Source organism: Indolivaga macrotermitis, assembly GCF_900128985.1.
GTDB lineage: Bacteria > Bacteroidota > Bacteroidia > Bacteroidales > Dysgonomonadaceae > Dysgonomonas_A > Dysgonomonas_A macrotermitis.
In genome coordinates, this window is the sequence record NZ_FQUC01000002.1 from 644,242 (window position 1) to 662,975 (window position 18,734).

At 38.5% G+C, this 18,734-nt stretch carries 11 protein-coding genes; all 11 read left to right on the forward strand.

What is annotated here, in order from left to right; translation table 11 throughout:
- Nucleotides 1-368: 368 nt before the first annotated feature.
- Nucleotides 369-3,476, forward strand: coding sequence for a SusC/RagA family TonB-linked outer membrane protein (locus tag BUC12_RS05585; RefSeq protein ID WP_062183955.1), 3,108 nt, complete (start codon nucleotides 369-371; stop codon nucleotides 3,474-3,476).
- A gap of 80 nt (nucleotides 3,477-3,556) precedes the next feature.
- Nucleotides 3,557-5,227 carry a RagB/SusD family nutrient uptake outer membrane protein gene (locus BUC12_RS05590; RefSeq protein ID WP_062183953.1) on the forward strand — a complete coding sequence of 557 codons (1,671 nt, stop codon included), beginning with the start codon at nucleotides 3,557-3,559 and terminating at the stop codon, nucleotides 5,225-5,227.
- 11 nt (nucleotides 5,228-5,238) lie between these two features.
- Nucleotides 5,239-5,778: a hypothetical protein gene (locus tag BUC12_RS05595; protein WP_062183950.1), complete on the forward strand. Its 540-nt coding sequence runs from the start codon at nucleotides 5,239-5,241 to the stop codon at nucleotides 5,776-5,778.
- Between the two features lie 104 nt (nucleotides 5,779-5,882).
- Nucleotides 5,883-7,082: an alginate lyase family protein gene (locus BUC12_RS05600; protein WP_070808633.1), complete on the forward strand. Its 1,200-nt coding sequence runs from the start codon at nucleotides 5,883-5,885 to the stop codon at nucleotides 7,080-7,082.
- 12 nt (nucleotides 7,083-7,094) lie between these two features.
- Nucleotides 7,095-8,318 carry a glycoside hydrolase family 88 protein gene (locus BUC12_RS05605; protein ID WP_062183943.1) on the forward strand — a complete coding sequence of 408 codons (1,224 nt, stop codon included), beginning with the start codon at nucleotides 7,095-7,097 and terminating at the stop codon, nucleotides 8,316-8,318.
- Nucleotides 8,319-8,320: 2 nt separating this feature from the next.
- Nucleotides 8,321-10,777 carry a glycoside hydrolase family 2 protein gene (locus BUC12_RS05610; protein WP_062183939.1) on the forward strand — a complete coding sequence of 819 codons (2,457 nt, stop codon included), beginning with the start codon at nucleotides 8,321-8,323 and terminating at the stop codon, nucleotides 10,775-10,777.
- 283 nt (nucleotides 10,778-11,060) lie between these two features.
- Entirely contained in the window at nucleotides 11,061-12,338 is a 1,278-nt protein-coding gene (locus BUC12_RS05615; protein WP_062183935.1) for a glycoside hydrolase family 88 protein, read from the forward strand.
- Nucleotides 12,335-14,962: a glycoside hydrolase family 2 TIM barrel-domain containing protein gene (locus tag BUC12_RS05620; RefSeq protein ID WP_062183932.1), complete on the forward strand. Its 2,628-nt coding sequence runs from the start codon at nucleotides 12,335-12,337 to the stop codon at nucleotides 14,960-14,962. Before BUC12_RS05615 ends, BUC12_RS05620 begins: the two co-directional genes overlap by 4 nt.
- A gap of 46 nt (nucleotides 14,963-15,008) precedes the next feature.
- Entirely contained in the window at nucleotides 15,009-16,250 is a 1,242-nt protein-coding gene (locus BUC12_RS05625) for a glycoside hydrolase family 5 protein (protein ID WP_062183928.1), read from the forward strand.
- 203 nt (nucleotides 16,251-16,453) lie between these two features.
- Nucleotides 16,454-17,107, forward strand: a complete 654-nt coding sequence (locus BUC12_RS05630) for an alpha/beta hydrolase (RefSeq protein WP_070808632.1) — start codon at nucleotides 16,454-16,456, stop codon at nucleotides 17,105-17,107.
- A gap of 200 nt (nucleotides 17,108-17,307) precedes the next feature.
- Nucleotides 17,308-18,240 carry an acyltransferase family protein gene (locus BUC12_RS05635; RefSeq protein ID WP_157257573.1) on the forward strand — a complete coding sequence of 311 codons (933 nt, stop codon included), beginning with the start codon at nucleotides 17,308-17,310 and terminating at the stop codon, nucleotides 18,238-18,240.
- The last annotated feature ends 494 nt before the right edge of the window (nucleotides 18,241-18,734 follow it).

Genomic DNA, 18,734 nt, shown 5'->3' on the forward strand with positions numbered 1-18,734 from the left:
TCAGGCTTGATTAAAATATATGAATCTTGTCCGAAATATAAACCAATCAAAGAATTTTCCGCTCCACTTCTCATCCACTTTTTTAGAGCAAGACACATACGCAAACAACTAATAATCAAAGAATACACCTTTTTAGGAATTCACTATTTCTGTAATAGGAATCAGGAAACTTTCATTTCTGAATACTTTAGCCTATGCAACATCAGTCCGGAACATTGATAAAACCAAAAATTGAATAAATGTTCAACTATATGTCGCAGACCTGTTTTAATACCATGCTATCTAACCCATAACTATGCTACAAATGGTCTGAATCTAAAATTGTTCCGTCCTGATGTTATTTGTTGAACTTTAAAATTTAATATTTCATGAAAAAAAGCAGATCAAGGCTCTATTCAGGATGCCAAAAGGTCCTTTTGGCTGTATTTGCCCTCTTTTTATCATTAAGCATGTTTGCTCAGGAAACAACGGTTAAAGGCGTCATTCTGGATGCTTTGACAGAAGAACCCTTAATCGGGGTATCGGTTGTTCAGAAAGGAGCGACTACGGGTACTATCTCCGATATGGATGGTAATTTTAGCATTAACGTACCCTTAGGTACAAGTCTCGTAATTTCCTACATCGGTTACCTGTCTCAGGAAGTGAAGGCTACAAACAACATGAAGATTCTACTTGCTGAAAACAGTAAAGCCTTAGACGAAATTGTAGTCGTAGGTTATGGCACACAGAAAAAAGTAAATCTGACAGGAGCTATCGCCTCAGTTGACGGTTCGACCATCGCAGCCAAATCGGCATCGAATGTACTGGCGGCAATGCAGGGTGAAATGCCGGGGGTTGCCGTATTAAGAAGCAGTGGTAAACCCGGCTCCGAAACGTCGGGAATGAGAGTCAGAGGCTTTTCTTCCATAAATGACGTATCTGCCCTTGTACTTATCGATGGGGTCGAAGGCGACTTAACCTTACTGAATCCGGATGACATTTCTAATATCTCGGTATTGAAAGATGCAGCTGCCAGTTCGATTTACGGAGCACGTGCAGCCGGAGGTGTTGTGCTGGTAACGACTAAAACAGGTCAGGCAGGTACTCCCCGCGTTTCATATAATGGTTATTTTGCAGTAAATAACCCGACTAATATGCCTAAGCGCCTGTCTGCATGGGAAGAACAGGTATTTATCAACGAGTCTCGTATTCAGGCAAGCGGTACACCGGAATGGAATGAGGAACAGTCATCATGGATCGGGAATCCTAACTTCAACTACCGCCCCAATAACACGAATGGCCGTTGGGATCTATTTCAGGCAACCGACTGGGTCGAGGCCGGCACGCGCAACTATACCACTCAACAAAACCACTCGGTATCAATATCGGGAGGAAGCAAAGATATTAACTACCTGATATCGGGAAATTACTTTACAAAAAATGGTATTTTAAAATACGGTCCTGACAAAAATGAGCGTTATAATCTTCGCGCAAAATTGGGTGCAGAGTTAAACAAGTATGTAGATGTAGCAATTAATGTTAGCTATAACGGAAACTTTATAGAAACAAACCCTTACAAAGCAGAAGATATCTTAGAAAGGCTGTACCGTGTACGTGGACGCCAACCTATATTTAACCCCGAAGAAGACATTAACTATAAAACCAATCCCTATAATGGCGACCTTCAGGTTAATCCTATTCAGTTGATGAAAGAAGGTGGTCTCGATGAAAGCCGGTACGAAGCATACATGGGCAAAGGCGAATTAAATATAAAAGACCTTGTTCCCGGGTTACGTTTCAAATTAAGCGCATCACGTCAGGCCGGATATTATAACAATACTATTTCGAAAAGAACATTAATCTGGTACGACAGAGTAGGAACAGGAGTACGGTTCTCTGCTAATAATCCGAACTCATTAGAGAAAAAGAAAAACTACGCATTCCACGATAATTTCGAGGCATTAGCATACTACGATCTGAAATTAAACAAGCACACTTTCAATTTCTTAGGAGGTACAACTTACGAAAACTACCGTAAGGACGAGATGGACGCAATAGCCAAGAGCCTTAATTCAAATGACTTCCCGACCTTCAACGGATATGATTCGTCTTTGGCTACAAATACCCAGTTGAGTGATAAGATAGAGACTTGGGCTATGATGTCTTACTTTGGACGAATCAATTATAATTTTGCCGACCGTTATCTGTTCGAAGCCAATATCCGCTACGACGGAAGTTCTCGTCTGGCTCCTTCGAACCGATGGAAAGCTTTTCCTTCTTTCTCATTCGGATGGCGTATCAATGAAGAATCGTGGTTTAATATACCTCTGATTGACAACCTGAAATTCAGGGCATCATGGGGGCAACTAGGTATCGGTGATCAAGGTCTGTACGATTATCTGGCCGTACTGAAAGACGGTACCTTGATGGGTGATAAATTCTATTATGAAGAAAAACTTCCGTCTATTTCTAAATCATGGGAGATATTATCAACGACCAATATAGGTCTGGATCTAAATCTATTGAATAACAGGCTCAGTCTTACAACCGATTATTATTGGAAAAGAAATAATGACATGTTGATAGACTACAATCTACCTAACCTTGTAGGGGTAAAACCTCCTGTAGGCAATATCGGACAGATGAAAACATGGGGATGGGAAATTCAGGTAAGCTGGAAAGATAAAGTTGGAGAAGTCAATTATCAGGTTGGGCTCAATGTCTCAGATAGTCAAAACAAATTGATAAAATTAAATAACTCAAGGACAATAAAGGCGGGAAGTAATAAACTGATCGAAGGGTATGCTCTAAATACAATATGGGGATACAAAACAGACGGTTATTGGTCTAGCAGAGATGAATATTTGGCATACAAAGCAGCCAACCCCGGATACCAATCTTTTAATGATGCCAACGTAGGAGGAGGGGATGTAAAATATGTAGCTCAGGGTAAGGCCGACCATATCATTGGCCCCGGAGGAGGAACACCGGAAGACCCGGGAGACTTAGTATACCTCGGAGATTCCAACGGACGTTACTTATTCGGGTTCAATATCGGTGCCCAATGGAAGAACTTTGATATATCTGTGCTATTCCAAGGGGTTGCAAAACGTAAGATACTGATAGATACAAACACTTTGGCTCCATTCCAAAGTACTGCCAATATGCCATGGACTATTCACCGCGATTACTGGACCCCCGATAATACAGATGCATTTTGGCCACGCCTGTACAATCAGAACACATTTAATTACAATCCTTCGGACAAATGGGTACAAAATGCAGCTTACATACGGTTGAAAAATATACAATTCGGATATAATATCCCTATAAAGAAATCGATAGCAGAAAAACTACGCGTGTATGTTTCAGGTGATGATATATGGGAGCACTCAGACTTACTGAAAGTCTTCGACCCGGAGGTAGGAAATGATGCGAAAGCAAATTACTATCCGTTTTTCCGGACATGGTCTTTTGGCGTAAATCTTACTTTTTAGTATTTAAAGATATTATGACGTGATGTATCCACACTCGTCTAAACAATAAAAAGGTCGGTGACCTCAAAATTCTTAAAATCATGAGAAAAATATATTTACTTATACTTATATCTGTTATCGGGTTCTCGGGATGCGATTTAGACAAACTCCCTGAAACTGAGTTTACAGATGTCGTTTTCTGGAAATCGGAAACAGATGTTCGCGCAGCTTGTAACAGGATGTATGACGAGCTGAGAGGCTTTACCTATATGAATAACACTTGGCATGACAGCCGTTCGGACGAAATAGTAGGAACATCGCCCAATAGCGTATCTGCCGGGAACAGAGATGTACCCAACACCTCTGATAATGACTGGAACAATATCTATACCCGGATATTTACAGCGAATAATATACTTGCCAAATCGCAAGGTGCAGCATTGGATGAAGCTGTATTGAACCGCTGGGATGCAGAGGCATATTTCTTCAGAGCATACTACCATTTCCTTTTAGTAAAGCTATACGGAGATGCACCGATGATGCTGAAAGCGATTGAGAACCCTACCGATCCTGCAATGTACGCTGGACGGACACCCAGAGAAGAAGTTATACAACAGTGTTACAAAGACCTCGAATTTGCAGCAGAGTGGTTACCCACTAAGTCTAAACTACCTAAATCGGACTGGGGACGTGTCACCCGTTCGGCAGCACTAGGAATGATTGTACGTATTGGATTGTACGAAGGCACTTATTCTAAGTACCACAGTCTGGGCAGCGATTATAAAGCACACCTTAAAAAATCGATAGATGCAGCTGAAGCTTTGAAGAAAGAAGGACATGGCTTATTCTCCAATTATCAAACACTGTTTTATTTTGAGGGCGAAGGTCCTGATAACCCCGAAAATGTATTTGTAAAAGTATACGGACCCAACGGCGATAGCGGAACCACAGTACACTCACATTCGCGCACAATGGAGAACAGTGTATCGATAACCCGGCAGATGGTAGATCTGTTTCTATACGAGGACGGCCTTCCTCGTGAAAAGTCATCTTTGAAGATTACCAATGAAACAAGTTATGACGATGCATTACAGAATCGGGATCCCCGTTTGAAAATGACTGTATACAGTTTGGGAGAAGACGCTTACAAAGCCGGATATATTCCATTTACTAACCAAAGCGGAAATGGTTACTCTATCAAGAAAGGCTTTATGTTAAGTGAATGGACAAACATGAATAAAGAAACTGTGGATAATATGATAATCCGTTATGCCGAAATTCTGATCTCATATGCCGAGGCTTTGTATGAATACAATGGGTCGATCACAGACGAGAAGTTGAATGAAACAGTAAATGCTTTACGAAGCAGAGCCGGATTCAATGCAAAACTGACTAACAGCTTTGTAACTGCAAATAATCTGAATATGATCGACGAAATCAGACGCGAACGTACAGTTGAATTTATAGACGAAGGATTGAGATACGATGATATTATCCGTTGGAAGATTGCCGAGAAAGTACTTCCGGTGGCGCTTGTTGGTGCAAAGTTTGTAGACTCAGAAACCTCTAAACAACGCAAAGACTTAGCATCCAGATTAACTGATGCCAATGGTACACTAAATGGCGCAAAAGTCTCGGATCAGGCTGATATGTATGTAATAGAATTAGCTAATACCAGAACCTTTAATCCGGCCAGAGACTATTTATATCCAATTCCATTAAACGAGATAAATATGTCTAATGGAAAAATAGAACAAAATCCTAATTGGTAAAAAACAGACTTATGAAAAAAATACTATTAATACTTACAGCTATTTCACTCAGCTTCACCTTTACAAACTGTAGTGACGATGATAAATGGGATGCAACCGACCCTGCAATGGAACATATATACTATATTGGATTCGAGGACTGGGGCAAACTAAAAAATGATGTAGTATTCAATGTCAAGGCAGGAGATGTACAGGCTATTCCTGTACAATTCCATAGCGAACGGGTACGCTCGTATGACGTGGTTACATATTATTACGTATCAGGAACCCCTGTATTAGGAGTAGATTTCCAAATAGTTGACGAAAATAACAATGTTGTACAGCCGGATACAAACGGTACTTACAAGATGGATTGGCCTAAAGCCGTAAAAGGAATAAAGAACATTTATGTAAAAGCCCTTAAAGTATCATCAGCACCTGTTATCGTATCAACATTTAATCCTAACATTGGAGAAATATCACATCCTGACAATATAACCAATAGTAAAACAAATGATTATGAGGTCAGGGCATTCTCACAAAACTATAAAGTGACAGTTAATTTAAAATAGAGTTTTAAAATAAAATCCGGAGAAGCAGGTTTCTTTAATCAGGGAGTATCTGCTTCTTTGGCTTAATAATAAAATAACTTGTAATATATTAACGTAAAGACACTATGAAAAAGTTATATACCATACTAATAGTCGTTCTAGCTATCTCAGCACCTCTACATTCGCAGTGGATGTGGAACAACAGTAAGATGAAAAACATCAAACTACAACTGAATAGCGAAGACTATAAACCTGCTTATGAGAACCTGCTCCAACAAGCAGATTCGGCATTAAAAGGTAAGGATTACTCGGTAACCTATAAAGAGGGCATTGCTCCAAGTGGGAATAAGCACGATTATGTAAGTCTGAGCCGTTATGTTTGGCCGGATCCTGAAAAACCGGACGGACTACCCTATATACACAAAGACGGGCAATCTAACCCAGAGCTGGAAAAGTATGACCGTAATCCATTGGGAACTATGGCTACATCCGTATTCAACCTGTCTCTGGCATATTATTACAGTGGAGAAGAACGTTATGCGAAAAAAGCCGTTGAACTGCTTCGTGTATGGTTTATTAATAAGGATACCAAGATGAACCCTCAGTTGGAATATGCCCAGTTTGTTCCCGGCACCAATGACAATAAAGAGCGTGCAGCAGGTTTGATCGACAGTTATTCTTTTGTAAAAATGCTCAACGCGATCCCTTTACTAGAGACATCGAAAAGCTATACAAAGCAAGACAAGAAGAGATTACAACAATGGTTCACCGATTTTTCCGATTGGTGGCAAACAGCCGATCAGGCTATAGCGGAACGTGATGCGACCAACAATCACGGGTTGGCATACGATATACAATTGACTACTTACTTGCTGTTTTCAGGCAATAAACAAGCGGCACTTAAAATAATAAACGATTTTCCCGAAAAAAGAATGTTTACACAAATAGAGCCGGATGGAAAACAACCTCACGAACTGAGACGTACATTAGCCTTCCATTATTCGGTATATAACATTCAGTTTATGGTAGATATGTTTGCAACTGCTCAAAATCTCGGTACAAATATTATCGGACAAGAATCCGCAGATGGACGCTCGTTGTATAAAGCGGTGGATTTTCTTACACCTTATCTGGGGAAAACAATTTCGGAGTGGCCTTACCAGCAGATAAGCGGCTGGGATAAAGCTCAACAAGACCTGTGCTACGAGCTGTTCCGTATATCTTCCATTTCTCCCGTTCACTCAGATTACCGGAATCTTTATAAGAAATATTCAACACAAGGAGTATCGGATATCAACCGATTATTATATGGGTTTAACTACTAAAAGACAGATTCTATGAAATATATATTGATTGTAAATTTAATAATAATCTCTTTTCTATCCTGTAAGAGTACTAAAAGCCAAGAGGATATTGTAGCTAAGGATTTCGGCTTTGCGGAAAAACAATTCGATTTTGCCTTAACCGAAATAGATCAGGCTTTATCTAACGATTCTACTGCCGCATTTAAACGTTTGGTATCGCCCCGTACCATTAAGCCTGACGGAACCCTGGGAATGGTCGCCTCTAAAGATTGGTGTTCGGGATTTTTCCCCGGATCACTTTGGTATATGTACGAATACACAAAAGATAAGAAATGGGAAGTTCTGGCACGTAAATTCACAGACTCCATAGAACGTGAAAAGATAAATGGCGGCACACATGATATGGGATTCAAAATGTATTGCAGTTTCGGCAACGGGCTTCGCCTTACTCATGATACCCGTTATAAGGACATTCTCTTAGAGTCTGCCTACACCCTGATAACAAGATATAAACCAAATGCCAAAATCATTCGGTCATGGGATCATAATACGGACAAGTGGCAATGCCCTGTAATTATAGACAATATGATGAATCTCGAATTACTATTCTGGGCATTCAAAGAGAGTAAAGATTCTATCTTCTATCATATAGCAGTAAATCATGCGAAAACCACAATGAAGAATCACTTCCGGAGTGATTACAGTACATATCACGTAATCGACTATGACTCTATTACCGGGGAAGTTTTGAAAAAGAATACACATCAGGGATACGCTCACGAATCGACTTGGGCACGAGGTGAGGCATGGGCAATTTACGGGTATACTATGGCCTATAGGGAAACCCACCTACCCGAATTTCTGAATCAGGCAAAACATGTTGCTAATTTTATCTTCAATAACCCTAATCTTCCGGAAGACCTGATTCCTTACTGGGACTATAATGCTCCGGATATCCCCAATGAGCCAAGGGATGTGTCTGCCGCTACGGTAACAGCGTCTGCACTGTACGAACTCAGTCAATATGACAAAGCCAACAGGGATAAGTATAAAGAGTGGGCAGATAAGATCATAGAGAATCTCAGCAAGCATTATTTAGCAAAACAAGGATCGGATAGAGGCTTCTTACTTCTCCATAGTACCGGATCTAAACCAATGGACTCGGAAGTAGATGTACCGTTGTCGTATGCTGACTATTACTTTCTGGAAGCATTGCTCAGAAAACAGAAACTTGAACATAACGAAAATTTATTTTGATTATGCTACAAGATAGATATAAACGATTTGTTATAGCCTTTAGTTTATTTACTTGGGCTATAACTGTTTTTTCTCAGGTCAATTACGAGAACAAGACAAGATTAAATGACGGATGGGAATTTATCCGTCAGGATCTGGGTAATGTATGGGAAGCTGTGCGACCGGTACGGAATGATTCGGAGAAGGTTCCAATATGGACTAAGGTCTCCCTACCCCATTGTTTTAACGCTACAGATGCTGTAGAGCCCGATGTTAATTACTATCAAGGGCCGGGATGGTATAAAACACTATTGGATATTGATAATCCTTACAATAATGGGCGAACGATATTGCACTTCGAAGGAGCCGGACAAAAAACCGAAGTATATATATACACTACAAAGGTTGGCAGCCATACCGGAGGCTATGACGAATGGCAAGTAGATATAACAGATGCAATTGAGAATTTCCGGAATATGGAAGATTCGCAGCGGTTCGGAGGAAAGATTCCTCTAATAATCCGTTGCGATAATAGCCGCGATACAGAACTAATACCGTCAGACCTGTCCGATTTCAACCTGTACGGAGGTATTTACAGATACCTTAATCTGGTTTATACCCCTTCTTTATCGGTAAGAAACCTGCAAACAAATACTAATGTTGATGAAGAAGGGAAAATAGGTAAATTATCAATACTTACCGATTTTAACAACTTCTCCGATACACATACGGCGAATATACACATAAAGATATTCGATCCACAAGGAAAACTTATAAAGGAAGATACTAAAACAGTAAATACCAGTTCTCCACAAGAGTTATTATCCCTGAATATTCCCAAACCATTTTTATGGTCACCGGATAAACCGGCTTTATATTCTTGCGAAGTAAAGCTAACCTCTCAGGCCGGAGAGGTTACATATAAAGAAAAGTTTGGTTTCCGAAACTTCGAATTCAAAGAAAAAGGCCCTTTCTTTTTGAACGGAAAACGTTTGTTACTTCGGGGAAGCCATCGCCACGAAGATCAGGCCGGAGTAGGTGCAGCTATGACTGAAGAACAAATGATTGAGGAAATGAAGTTAATGAAGACCATGGGTGTTAATTTTATACGCCTAGGCCATTACCAGCAGTCACGTATCATTCTCAACCTATGCGATAGCTTAGGCATTCTGGTCTGGGAAGAAATTCCATGGTGCCGAGGTGGTTTGGGTGGAGACCGTTATAAAGAACAAGCCCGCCGGATGCTGACAAATATGATTGAACAACACCGTAATCATCCGTCTATAATTCTGTGGGGAATGGGGAACGAAAATGATTGGCCAAATGATTTCCCTGAGTTTGACAAAGAGCAGATACGGTCTTTCATGAAAGAGTTACACACCCTTTCGCATCAATTGGATAATACAAGACTGACATCTATCCGCCGATGCGATTTTTGCAGTGACATTGTAGATGTTTATTCCCCTTCTATATGGGCGGGTTGGTACAGAGGTATTTATACCGATTACAAATCAGTATCGAATATGGAAATGGAGAAAGTAAACCGTTTTCTTCATGTCGAATGGGGAGGCGATAGCCATACAGGCCGTCACGCAGAATACGATTATGCATCATTAGATCAGGCGGAAGATAAAGAAAAAGCCTTTGCCGATTTTGCAAAAGCAACAAAAGAAAAATCAGACTGGAGCGAAACCTACATTACAGACATCATAGAGTGGCATCTGAAAGAACAAGAAAATATGCCATGGCTGACAGGTACAGCATATTGGCCGTTCAAAGACTTTTCAACTCCGGTTCGCCCCGATAATCCCATTCCTTATGTAAATCAGAAAGGGGTTGTCGGACGGGATATGTCCCCTAAAGAAGTTTATTATGTATTTCAATCGTATTGGACTGAGAAGCCCATGCTACATATCTACGGGCATAGCTGGCCTACAAGATGGGGGCAACCCGGTGAATTAAAAACAATAAAAGTGTATTCAAACTGCGATAAGGTAGAGCTATTCCTTAATGGAAAAAGTCTGGGCATAAAAGAACGAGACTCTCAGGATTTTCCGGCAGCAGGACTCCGCTGGCACACACCATTTCCGGCAGGAAAAAATACCGTGCAAGCAATAGGATGGAAAAATAAAATCAAGACTACCGTAAATGACGAAATTGAATTCGATTATGAAACCCGTCCATTCGGTAAAGTTGCAGATATTAAAGTCTCTGTTAAAAAATCAGATGACTCTACTTATTGGATAGAGGCAGAACTCATAGACTCAAATGGTATTGTCGTTCTAGATTCCAAAGAGTATATTTTCTTCGATTCGGTAGGCGAAGGTATCTTAGTAAAAGATATGGGAACCGCAACTGCATCAGACAAGGTGCAGGCCGTAAACGGAAGAGCCCACATCATGTTAGAAAAAAGAAACGGACGAACGGTTATAGCAGTCAAATCAGAATCAGCAAATACGAGAATGGTAACTATAGAATAAGAGATTCAGTATATAAAAGAACCTATGAACAGTATCATAGGTTCTTTATTTATAGTATAGTTTATTACTCATTATCCACTTTTTTAAGTATCATTCAAACACCAAACACCTACAAATCAAGGTTTTTATTTTTTTAAATATTCACTATTTCAATATTGAAAAAAATGCAGATTCTGATTCTGGATATTTTCGTAGAATAAGTATTGTCTCTAAGGGAAACCTGCCTTACATAATAAATCCGTACTAAAGCCAGAACGGAAGTTTTCATAAACTATATTCCAAAATGAAGAATTTGTATATTATTATTTTTATCCTGTCCATTGTTATACAACAAGCGAGCGCCTATAATCTAAACAACCGGGATAAATCAAAAGAAGAAAGAAAAGAAAATAACAGTTTGCATTCCGTAACGAATCAGATCGTACCGGAAATGTTCAACTTCGCATCATATCAATTCGAGTATGCACTTAAATGTGTCGACGAAGCATTAGAAAATAGAACTAAAGATGATCAGGTAACACCTCGTACAATCAACCGGGACGGAACGCTGAAACTTGTAGGTCCCCGGGATTGGTGTTCGGGATTTTTTCCCGGTTCCCTTTGGCTTATGTACCAGTATACAAAAGATAGTAAATGGGCAAAACAAGCTGAAAAGTTTTCTGAACTCATCGAAATAGAACAATTCGATGAAACATCGCATGATCTTGGATTTAAAATGTATAATTCTTTCGGAAACGGATTAAAACTCACAAACAATCCACATTACCGGAATGTAGTAATACAATCTGCAAAGACACTGGCAAAACGGTTCAATGCCAAAATAGGTTCTATCCGGTCGTGGGATTGGAATCGCCAAGTATGGGAATACCCGGTCATTATAGACAACATGATGAATTTGGAATTACTGTTCGAGGCAACCCGCCTTACCGGAGATTCGGCATTTTACAACATTGCTGTTACTCATGCAGATACTACTTTGAAAAATCATTTCCGCGACGATTATTCATCTTTTCATGTAGTCGACTATGACACAATAACCGGAAAAGTAAGACTTAAGCAAACTTTTCAGGGATATTCAGACCCTTCAGCTTGGGCCAGAGGACAAGCATGGGCCTTATATAGCTTCATAATGTCATATAGATATACACTAACCCCCCAATATTTAAAACAGTCGGAAGGTATAGCTCATTTTATATTCTCTCATCCTAACCTGCCTTCTGATCTAATTCCTTATTGGGATTTTGACGATCCCCGGATACCCAATGTACCGAGAGACGTTTCTTCTGCATCTATTATAGCATCAGCACTTTATGAACTGTCTGAGTATAGTGATAAGAATAAAAATCAGTATATTGCATGGGCAGATCAGATATTAATGAACCTCATAGAACATTATAGAGCAGAACCGGGTACGACACAAGGATTTCTGTTATTACATTCGACAGGACATCTTCCCGGAAACAGCGAAATAGATGTGCCGATAAATTATGCAGACTACTATTTTCTGGAAGCACTGCTAAGAAAACAAAACCTGACGGATAATAAAATTTACGATCTATGAAAGAATACTTAAAGATATTCATATTACCTCTGTTTGTATTGATTTCTGTATCTGTCGCTTCACAGCGGCAGATCAAATCATTCAATGACGGATGGCAATTTTCCAAAGGAGAAAAAATGGAAAACGAGAGGACAATGTCCTCCGACAATAGCTGGAAAACAGTATCAATCCCTCATACATGGAATACCGATGCATATATATCAAAAGATTATTACAGAGGAGTTAGCTGGTACCGTAAATCGTTTTCATTATCAAAAGAAGAGAAGGATAAAAATCTGTTCTTACGGTTCGAGGGTGTAAATCAGTCGGCAACTGTATATATAAATGGAAAACTGGTAGGCGAACACAAAGGCGGATATACTTCCTTTACATTCGATATCTCCGGATTTTGTAACAGAGAGGGAAACAATCTGCTTACAGTCAAGGTCGATAATTCATTAGCGGATATCCCTCCAATATCAGGAGACTTCAGCATTTTCGGAGGAATCTACCGCGATGTGTGGTTAGTGTCCGTTCCTCAACAGCATTTCGATCTGTCGGATAACGGATCCGACGGAATATATATTGACACAGACAATGTTTCAGAAAAATCGGGTTCATATACCGTTAAAAGTACTGTAGTCAACAATGCGCCTAATAAAGCAACAATAAAAGTAAGTTATACAGTAGTGGACATTAACCGGAATATTGTTAAAACAGAAGATATAAAATACTCTTTAACTCCGGGGCAGAAAAAAACATTTTCGAATACATATATAATAGAACAGCCCCTGCTATGGAGTCCCGAAACGCCTAACCTATACACAGTAGAGGCAGTGATAAAAGAGGCTTCGACAAACAAAATCCTCGACATTGTACGCTCTCCCTTAGGGTTCAGATGGTTTAGTTTCGATGGACAGAAAGGATTCTCATTAAACGGAAAACCATATAAGTTGCGAGGCATATGCCGTCATCAGGATCAAATGCCATTAGGCAATGCTCTGACCGATGAAGCCCACCGTAGAGATATGCAACTGATCAAAGATATGGGAGCCAATTTCATCCGGATTTCTCATTATCCTCAGGATAAAGCCATTATTGAACAATGCGATAAGTTGGGTTTACTGGTCTGGGAGGAAATACCTGTTATAGATATTATCCCGGAAGAGGAGAGCTTTGGTGATAATTGCGAAACCGCACTTCGGGAAATGATACGCCAGCACTACAATCATCCTTCAATTATCATGTGGGGATACATGAATGAAATATTACTGGTAACTCAACGTAAACACAAAGGCCTAGAATTAGACGCTTTAGTAAAACGCGAACTCGCTCTGGCACGCCGGTTAGAAAACGTTTTAAAAGAAGAAGATTCGCGCAGATACAGCGTTATGGCATTTCACGGCAGCGAAACATATAATCAAGCGGGCTTCCAAGATATTGTAGATGTAGTCGGCTGGAATTTGTATCAAGGCTGGTATTCCGATAACCTATCGCAATTCGACGCATTTATAAAGAAACAGGCATCGGACTACCCAAAAAAGCCAAAGATCATCAGTGAATATGGAGCAGGGTCAGACCGTAGAATCCATTCTTTGCAACCCCAAAGATTCGATTTCAGTATCGAATATCAACAGGAGTATATAGAGCACTATCTACCGGTAATAGAAAGGGAGCCTTATATAGCCGGTGCAACCTATTGGAACTTTATCGACTTCGGGTCGGCTCAGCGTGACGAGTCTATGCCACGCATCAATAATAAAGGTTTGGTATATGCCGACCGCACTCCTAAAGATGTGTACTATTACTTTAAAGCAAACTTTCGTCAGGATATTCCAGTGTTACATATAGCATCGTATGACTGGGATAAGCGAACCGGAATTTCAGCAAACGGAACAGATGTGATCCAGCCAATTAAAGTATACTCAAATTTATCTGAGGTCGAACTTTTTATTGATGACAGATCGTTAGGAATAAAAGGTATCAATAACTATAATGCAGTTTGGAATGTACCTTTTACCGACGGAGACCATTATATAGAAGCTAAAGGTGTATATAAAGGAGTAGAGCAAAGAACAGGACTACCTATATCATTTACGGTAATACCGGAATATCTAAACAGAAAAAATTTCTCCAATAAAGAATTAGCAATAAATATAGGTAATAATGCGAGCTACACTTCTCCGGAAACGGGGCTTACGTGGATTCCTGATAAACCGTATACCGAAGGCAGCTGGGGATACATTGGCGGTAAAGTAGAAACAACGTTGACACAAATAAACGGCACCAATGACAATCCGCTATATCAAACAATGCGAATGACTCCGGATAAATATAAATTTGATGTTCCGGACGGGGAATATGAAGTAGAACTATTATTTGCTGATATTTCCGGTACAGGTGCAAGCATTGCTCACACTTTAGGTACAACTGATAACAATAATCAAATCAGGAATGAGTTTGATATTATAATAAATGATCTGATTGTGGATTCCAACTTATCTCTCGATGATTCTGTCGGTAAATATTATGCTATCCGGAAGAAATACATTGTGAAAGTAGAAAAAGGAGAAAACATTACCATACAGTTTCATGGTATTTTGGGAAAACCTTTTATTAACGGAATAAAACTGAGATATTTATAATAAAAGAAATAGAGAGTTAAATATTAATCTAATAAAATTCCAGGACATGAAAATCTATTATTATCTATTCATCCTAGTTTTTTTAGTGAGTTGCCAGAGCGAGCAACCCAAATCCCAATTATCGGAAGATTCATTCATCAGAGTGAAAGAACAAAACCTAATAACTCCTGATGGCAAGCCATTCTTTATCAAAGGTACCAATCTGGGTAATTGGCTCAATCCAGAAGGTTATATGTTTGGATTTAATACCACCAATTCGCCCGAACGCATAAACCGGATGTTCAGCGAACTGGTAGGCCCTGACCTTACCCGTGAATTCTGGACTCAGTTCAAAGACAATTATATAACATTTGATGATGTACAGTTCATCGCGTCTACAGGTGCTAATACTATTCGCCTGCCATTTCATTACAAACTATTTACGGATGAAGATTATATGGGATTAACCGGACAGCAGGATGGTTTTGCCCGTATAGATACTCTTATTAGCTGGTGTAAAAAGGCAAATCTATATCTAATTCTCGACATGCATGATGCTCCCGGTGGACAAACAGGCGACAATATCGATGATAGCTTCGGATATCCCTGGTTATTCGAAAGCGAACCTTCTCAAAAATTATTCTGTGATATCTGGGTTAAAATTGCCGATTATTATAAGAACGAACCCATAATATTAGGTTATGAGTTAATGAATGAGCCTATTGCCCCCTATTTCCCTAATATGGAAGAGCTTAATTCTAAACTGGAACCTTTATACAAAAGAGCAGTAGAAGCTATTCGTACCGTAGACACCAATCATATAATCTTGTTAGGTGGATCACAGTGGAACGGAAATTTCAAACCGTTCACAGACTCTAAATTCGACAACAAAATAATGTATACATGCCATCGCTACGGAAGCGATCCTACTAAAGAAGCTATCCAGTCCATCATAAACTTCAGAGATAGTGTAAATCTGCCGATGTATATGGGCGAAATAGGGCATAATACAAATGAATGGATGTCTTCGTTCTGTAAAGTAATGGAAGATAATAATATCGGTTGGACATTCTGGCCATATAAGAAGATCAATAACTCTTCGTTTGTCGGCTTTACAGCACCTGACGGTTGGGATAAGATAATAGCATTCGCCGAAGCTCCCAGAGGATCTTTTAAGGAAGTAAGAGAGGCACGCCCGGATCAGAAAGAATCATGGAAAACCATGCAGGCTCTTATTGAGAGTGTAAAGTTTAAGAACAATACAATCCAAAAAGACTATATAGAAGCTCTAGGACTTAAAGCTAATTAAAACAAGGGAAAGATTTGTACAGACCTATCCCTTATCCCTTATTCCTTATATCTCTCTAATATAAGAAGGCTGTGTACCTCAACGATACACAGTCTTTTCTTTGGTTAAGCACATGACCGAATTATCTAATGATTTTATGGAAGATTGGAGGCTCTTATTAGATTTTACAGCTATATTTAAACCGCTGAATAAAGAAAGATTCCTTGAATAAAAACATATACATATTTAGTGGATTGGGTGCAGATGAAAGAGCTTTTTCGCACCTCGATTTTTCATCTTATAATGTACATTTTATAAAATGGATTCCTGTCGAGAAAGACGATAGTCTTGAAAGGTACGCAATGCGGCTTCTTTCACAAATTGAGGGCACAAAGCCAGTGCTTATCGGTCTTTCTTTTGGAGGAATTATGGCTATTGAAGTTGCAAAACAAATTGAAGCAGGGAAAGTTATCATAATATCCTCTGCAAAGAATAAGAATGAAATACCTTTCTATTATCGTTTTATCGGAAAACTAAATCTACATAAACTAATTCCTTCAAGAATATTTTTAAAGAGTAATAGAATCATAAATTATATATTTGGAATAACTAGTACTTCTGACCAACAATTATTCAAACAAATATTATTAGATACAAATCCTCTTTTTCTTAAATGGGCCATTGATAAAATAATTAAATGGAAAAACACATATCTTCTTTCTAACTTATATCACATACATGGTGAGAATGATAAAATTTTACCTTACTATTTTATAAATGCGAACTATGCTGTAAAAGATGGTGGACACCTGATGATTATATCTAAACATAAAGAAGTTTGGGAGACATTGAGGTTGCAACTTGAAAATAGCAATTAGATATTGTTGTATAGACCTGTCTCCATCAACCGATATTTTTGCAGGAGTATATAGTATGTACTCCCAAGAATTCAGTCTTATCTGATTAAGGGTAATAATCTATGTATCGCAAAACAATATAAATAATACAAGTTATCAATTAATAGCCTGTGTTATATTAGTAATCTACTTCTAAAATGTTTGTTACCTTTGCATCAATTATGAATAAACAAAAGATAATAAACAAGATTTTAAATCAGCGTTATTTCTATATGGGTATCGCTATGTTACTTGTTGTTCTTTATCATTGTTATTGTGCAATTCCAACACTTCCTATTTTTCCCATTTTTTCAAAAGGCTATATTGGTGTTGATTTATTTTTATTCTTCAGTGGATTAGGGTTATCTTATTCCTACAATAACAAGACTCTAAAAATGTTTCTTCAGAACAGATTTACTCGGATTTTACCTTTATATTGGATTTGGGCAATAGTACATTTGTGCGTGGTATGTGTTCAGACACACACCTTTCCAACAATAATAGATGTGTTCGGACTATTTACAACATTGAGTTATTATGGGATTGGAGCAATACGTAGTAATTGGTATTTGAGTGCGCTATTGTTTTTCTATTTATTTTTTCCTTTATTATTCAAGATTATTAACAAATGGAAATGGTATGCCTTATTCGTAATAGCATTTATTTCTGCAGCATTTTTATATTATTTTCATTTCAGTTGGTATCATGACGCCTTTATTGGTAGATTTTATATATTTTGTTTAGGAATATATGTATATAGCATAAAAGATAAAATTAGAATAATTGATTGTGTATTCACTCTTTTACTAGTGATAGTCGGCATAATTTCGTTATCATCCTCCAAATTTCAGTTTTGGGGAATTTCATGTATTTGCCCGGCAGTTATTATACTACTTTCTTTGTTACCCGACAGTATAACCAAGTGGCGTCCTATAATATTGTGTGGTCAATACTCTTTAGAAATTTTTATTGCCAATTGCTGGACAATGCTATTAATGGGAATAGTTCGTATCGATCCGCTAAGTAGCTGTATCATTTATTTTCTCTCAAATGTGGTATTTGCATTAGTACTTATTGCAATAAATAAGAATATCCAGAAAAGAAATATGATATAAAACAAACAATGCTGAATGAAATTGAAGATATCTACAATAAAGGACAAAGAGACTACGAACACTTGTCTACTATTTATCAAACATTTAAACAAATAACACAGAAGGGAATACCAATTATTTATAGTTCATATAATTACAAAATAAAGCAGATAGTAAATTTACTATCTGCTTTATAGTTGTCTCACCAGGATTCGAACCTAGACAGGCAGAACCAAAAACTGCAGTGCTACCATTACACCATGAGACAAACTCGCGCTTTTTCTAAAGCGATACAAAAGTAGAACTTTTTTCCTTATGTTCCAAATATAGGCACACAAATTCGTTGTTATTCAAAAAGAGGTTCTATAAAGCATTAAATATCAAAAACTTTAATAGCAATAAAAAAGCCGGAACCTATCCTGAAGTGAACCCTAAAAGTTAGACAAACTTTTAGGGTTTATTTTATGGAAAAGAAGAAGCGTAACAAGTTTAGTATCGAAGATCGGGAGCGAGCC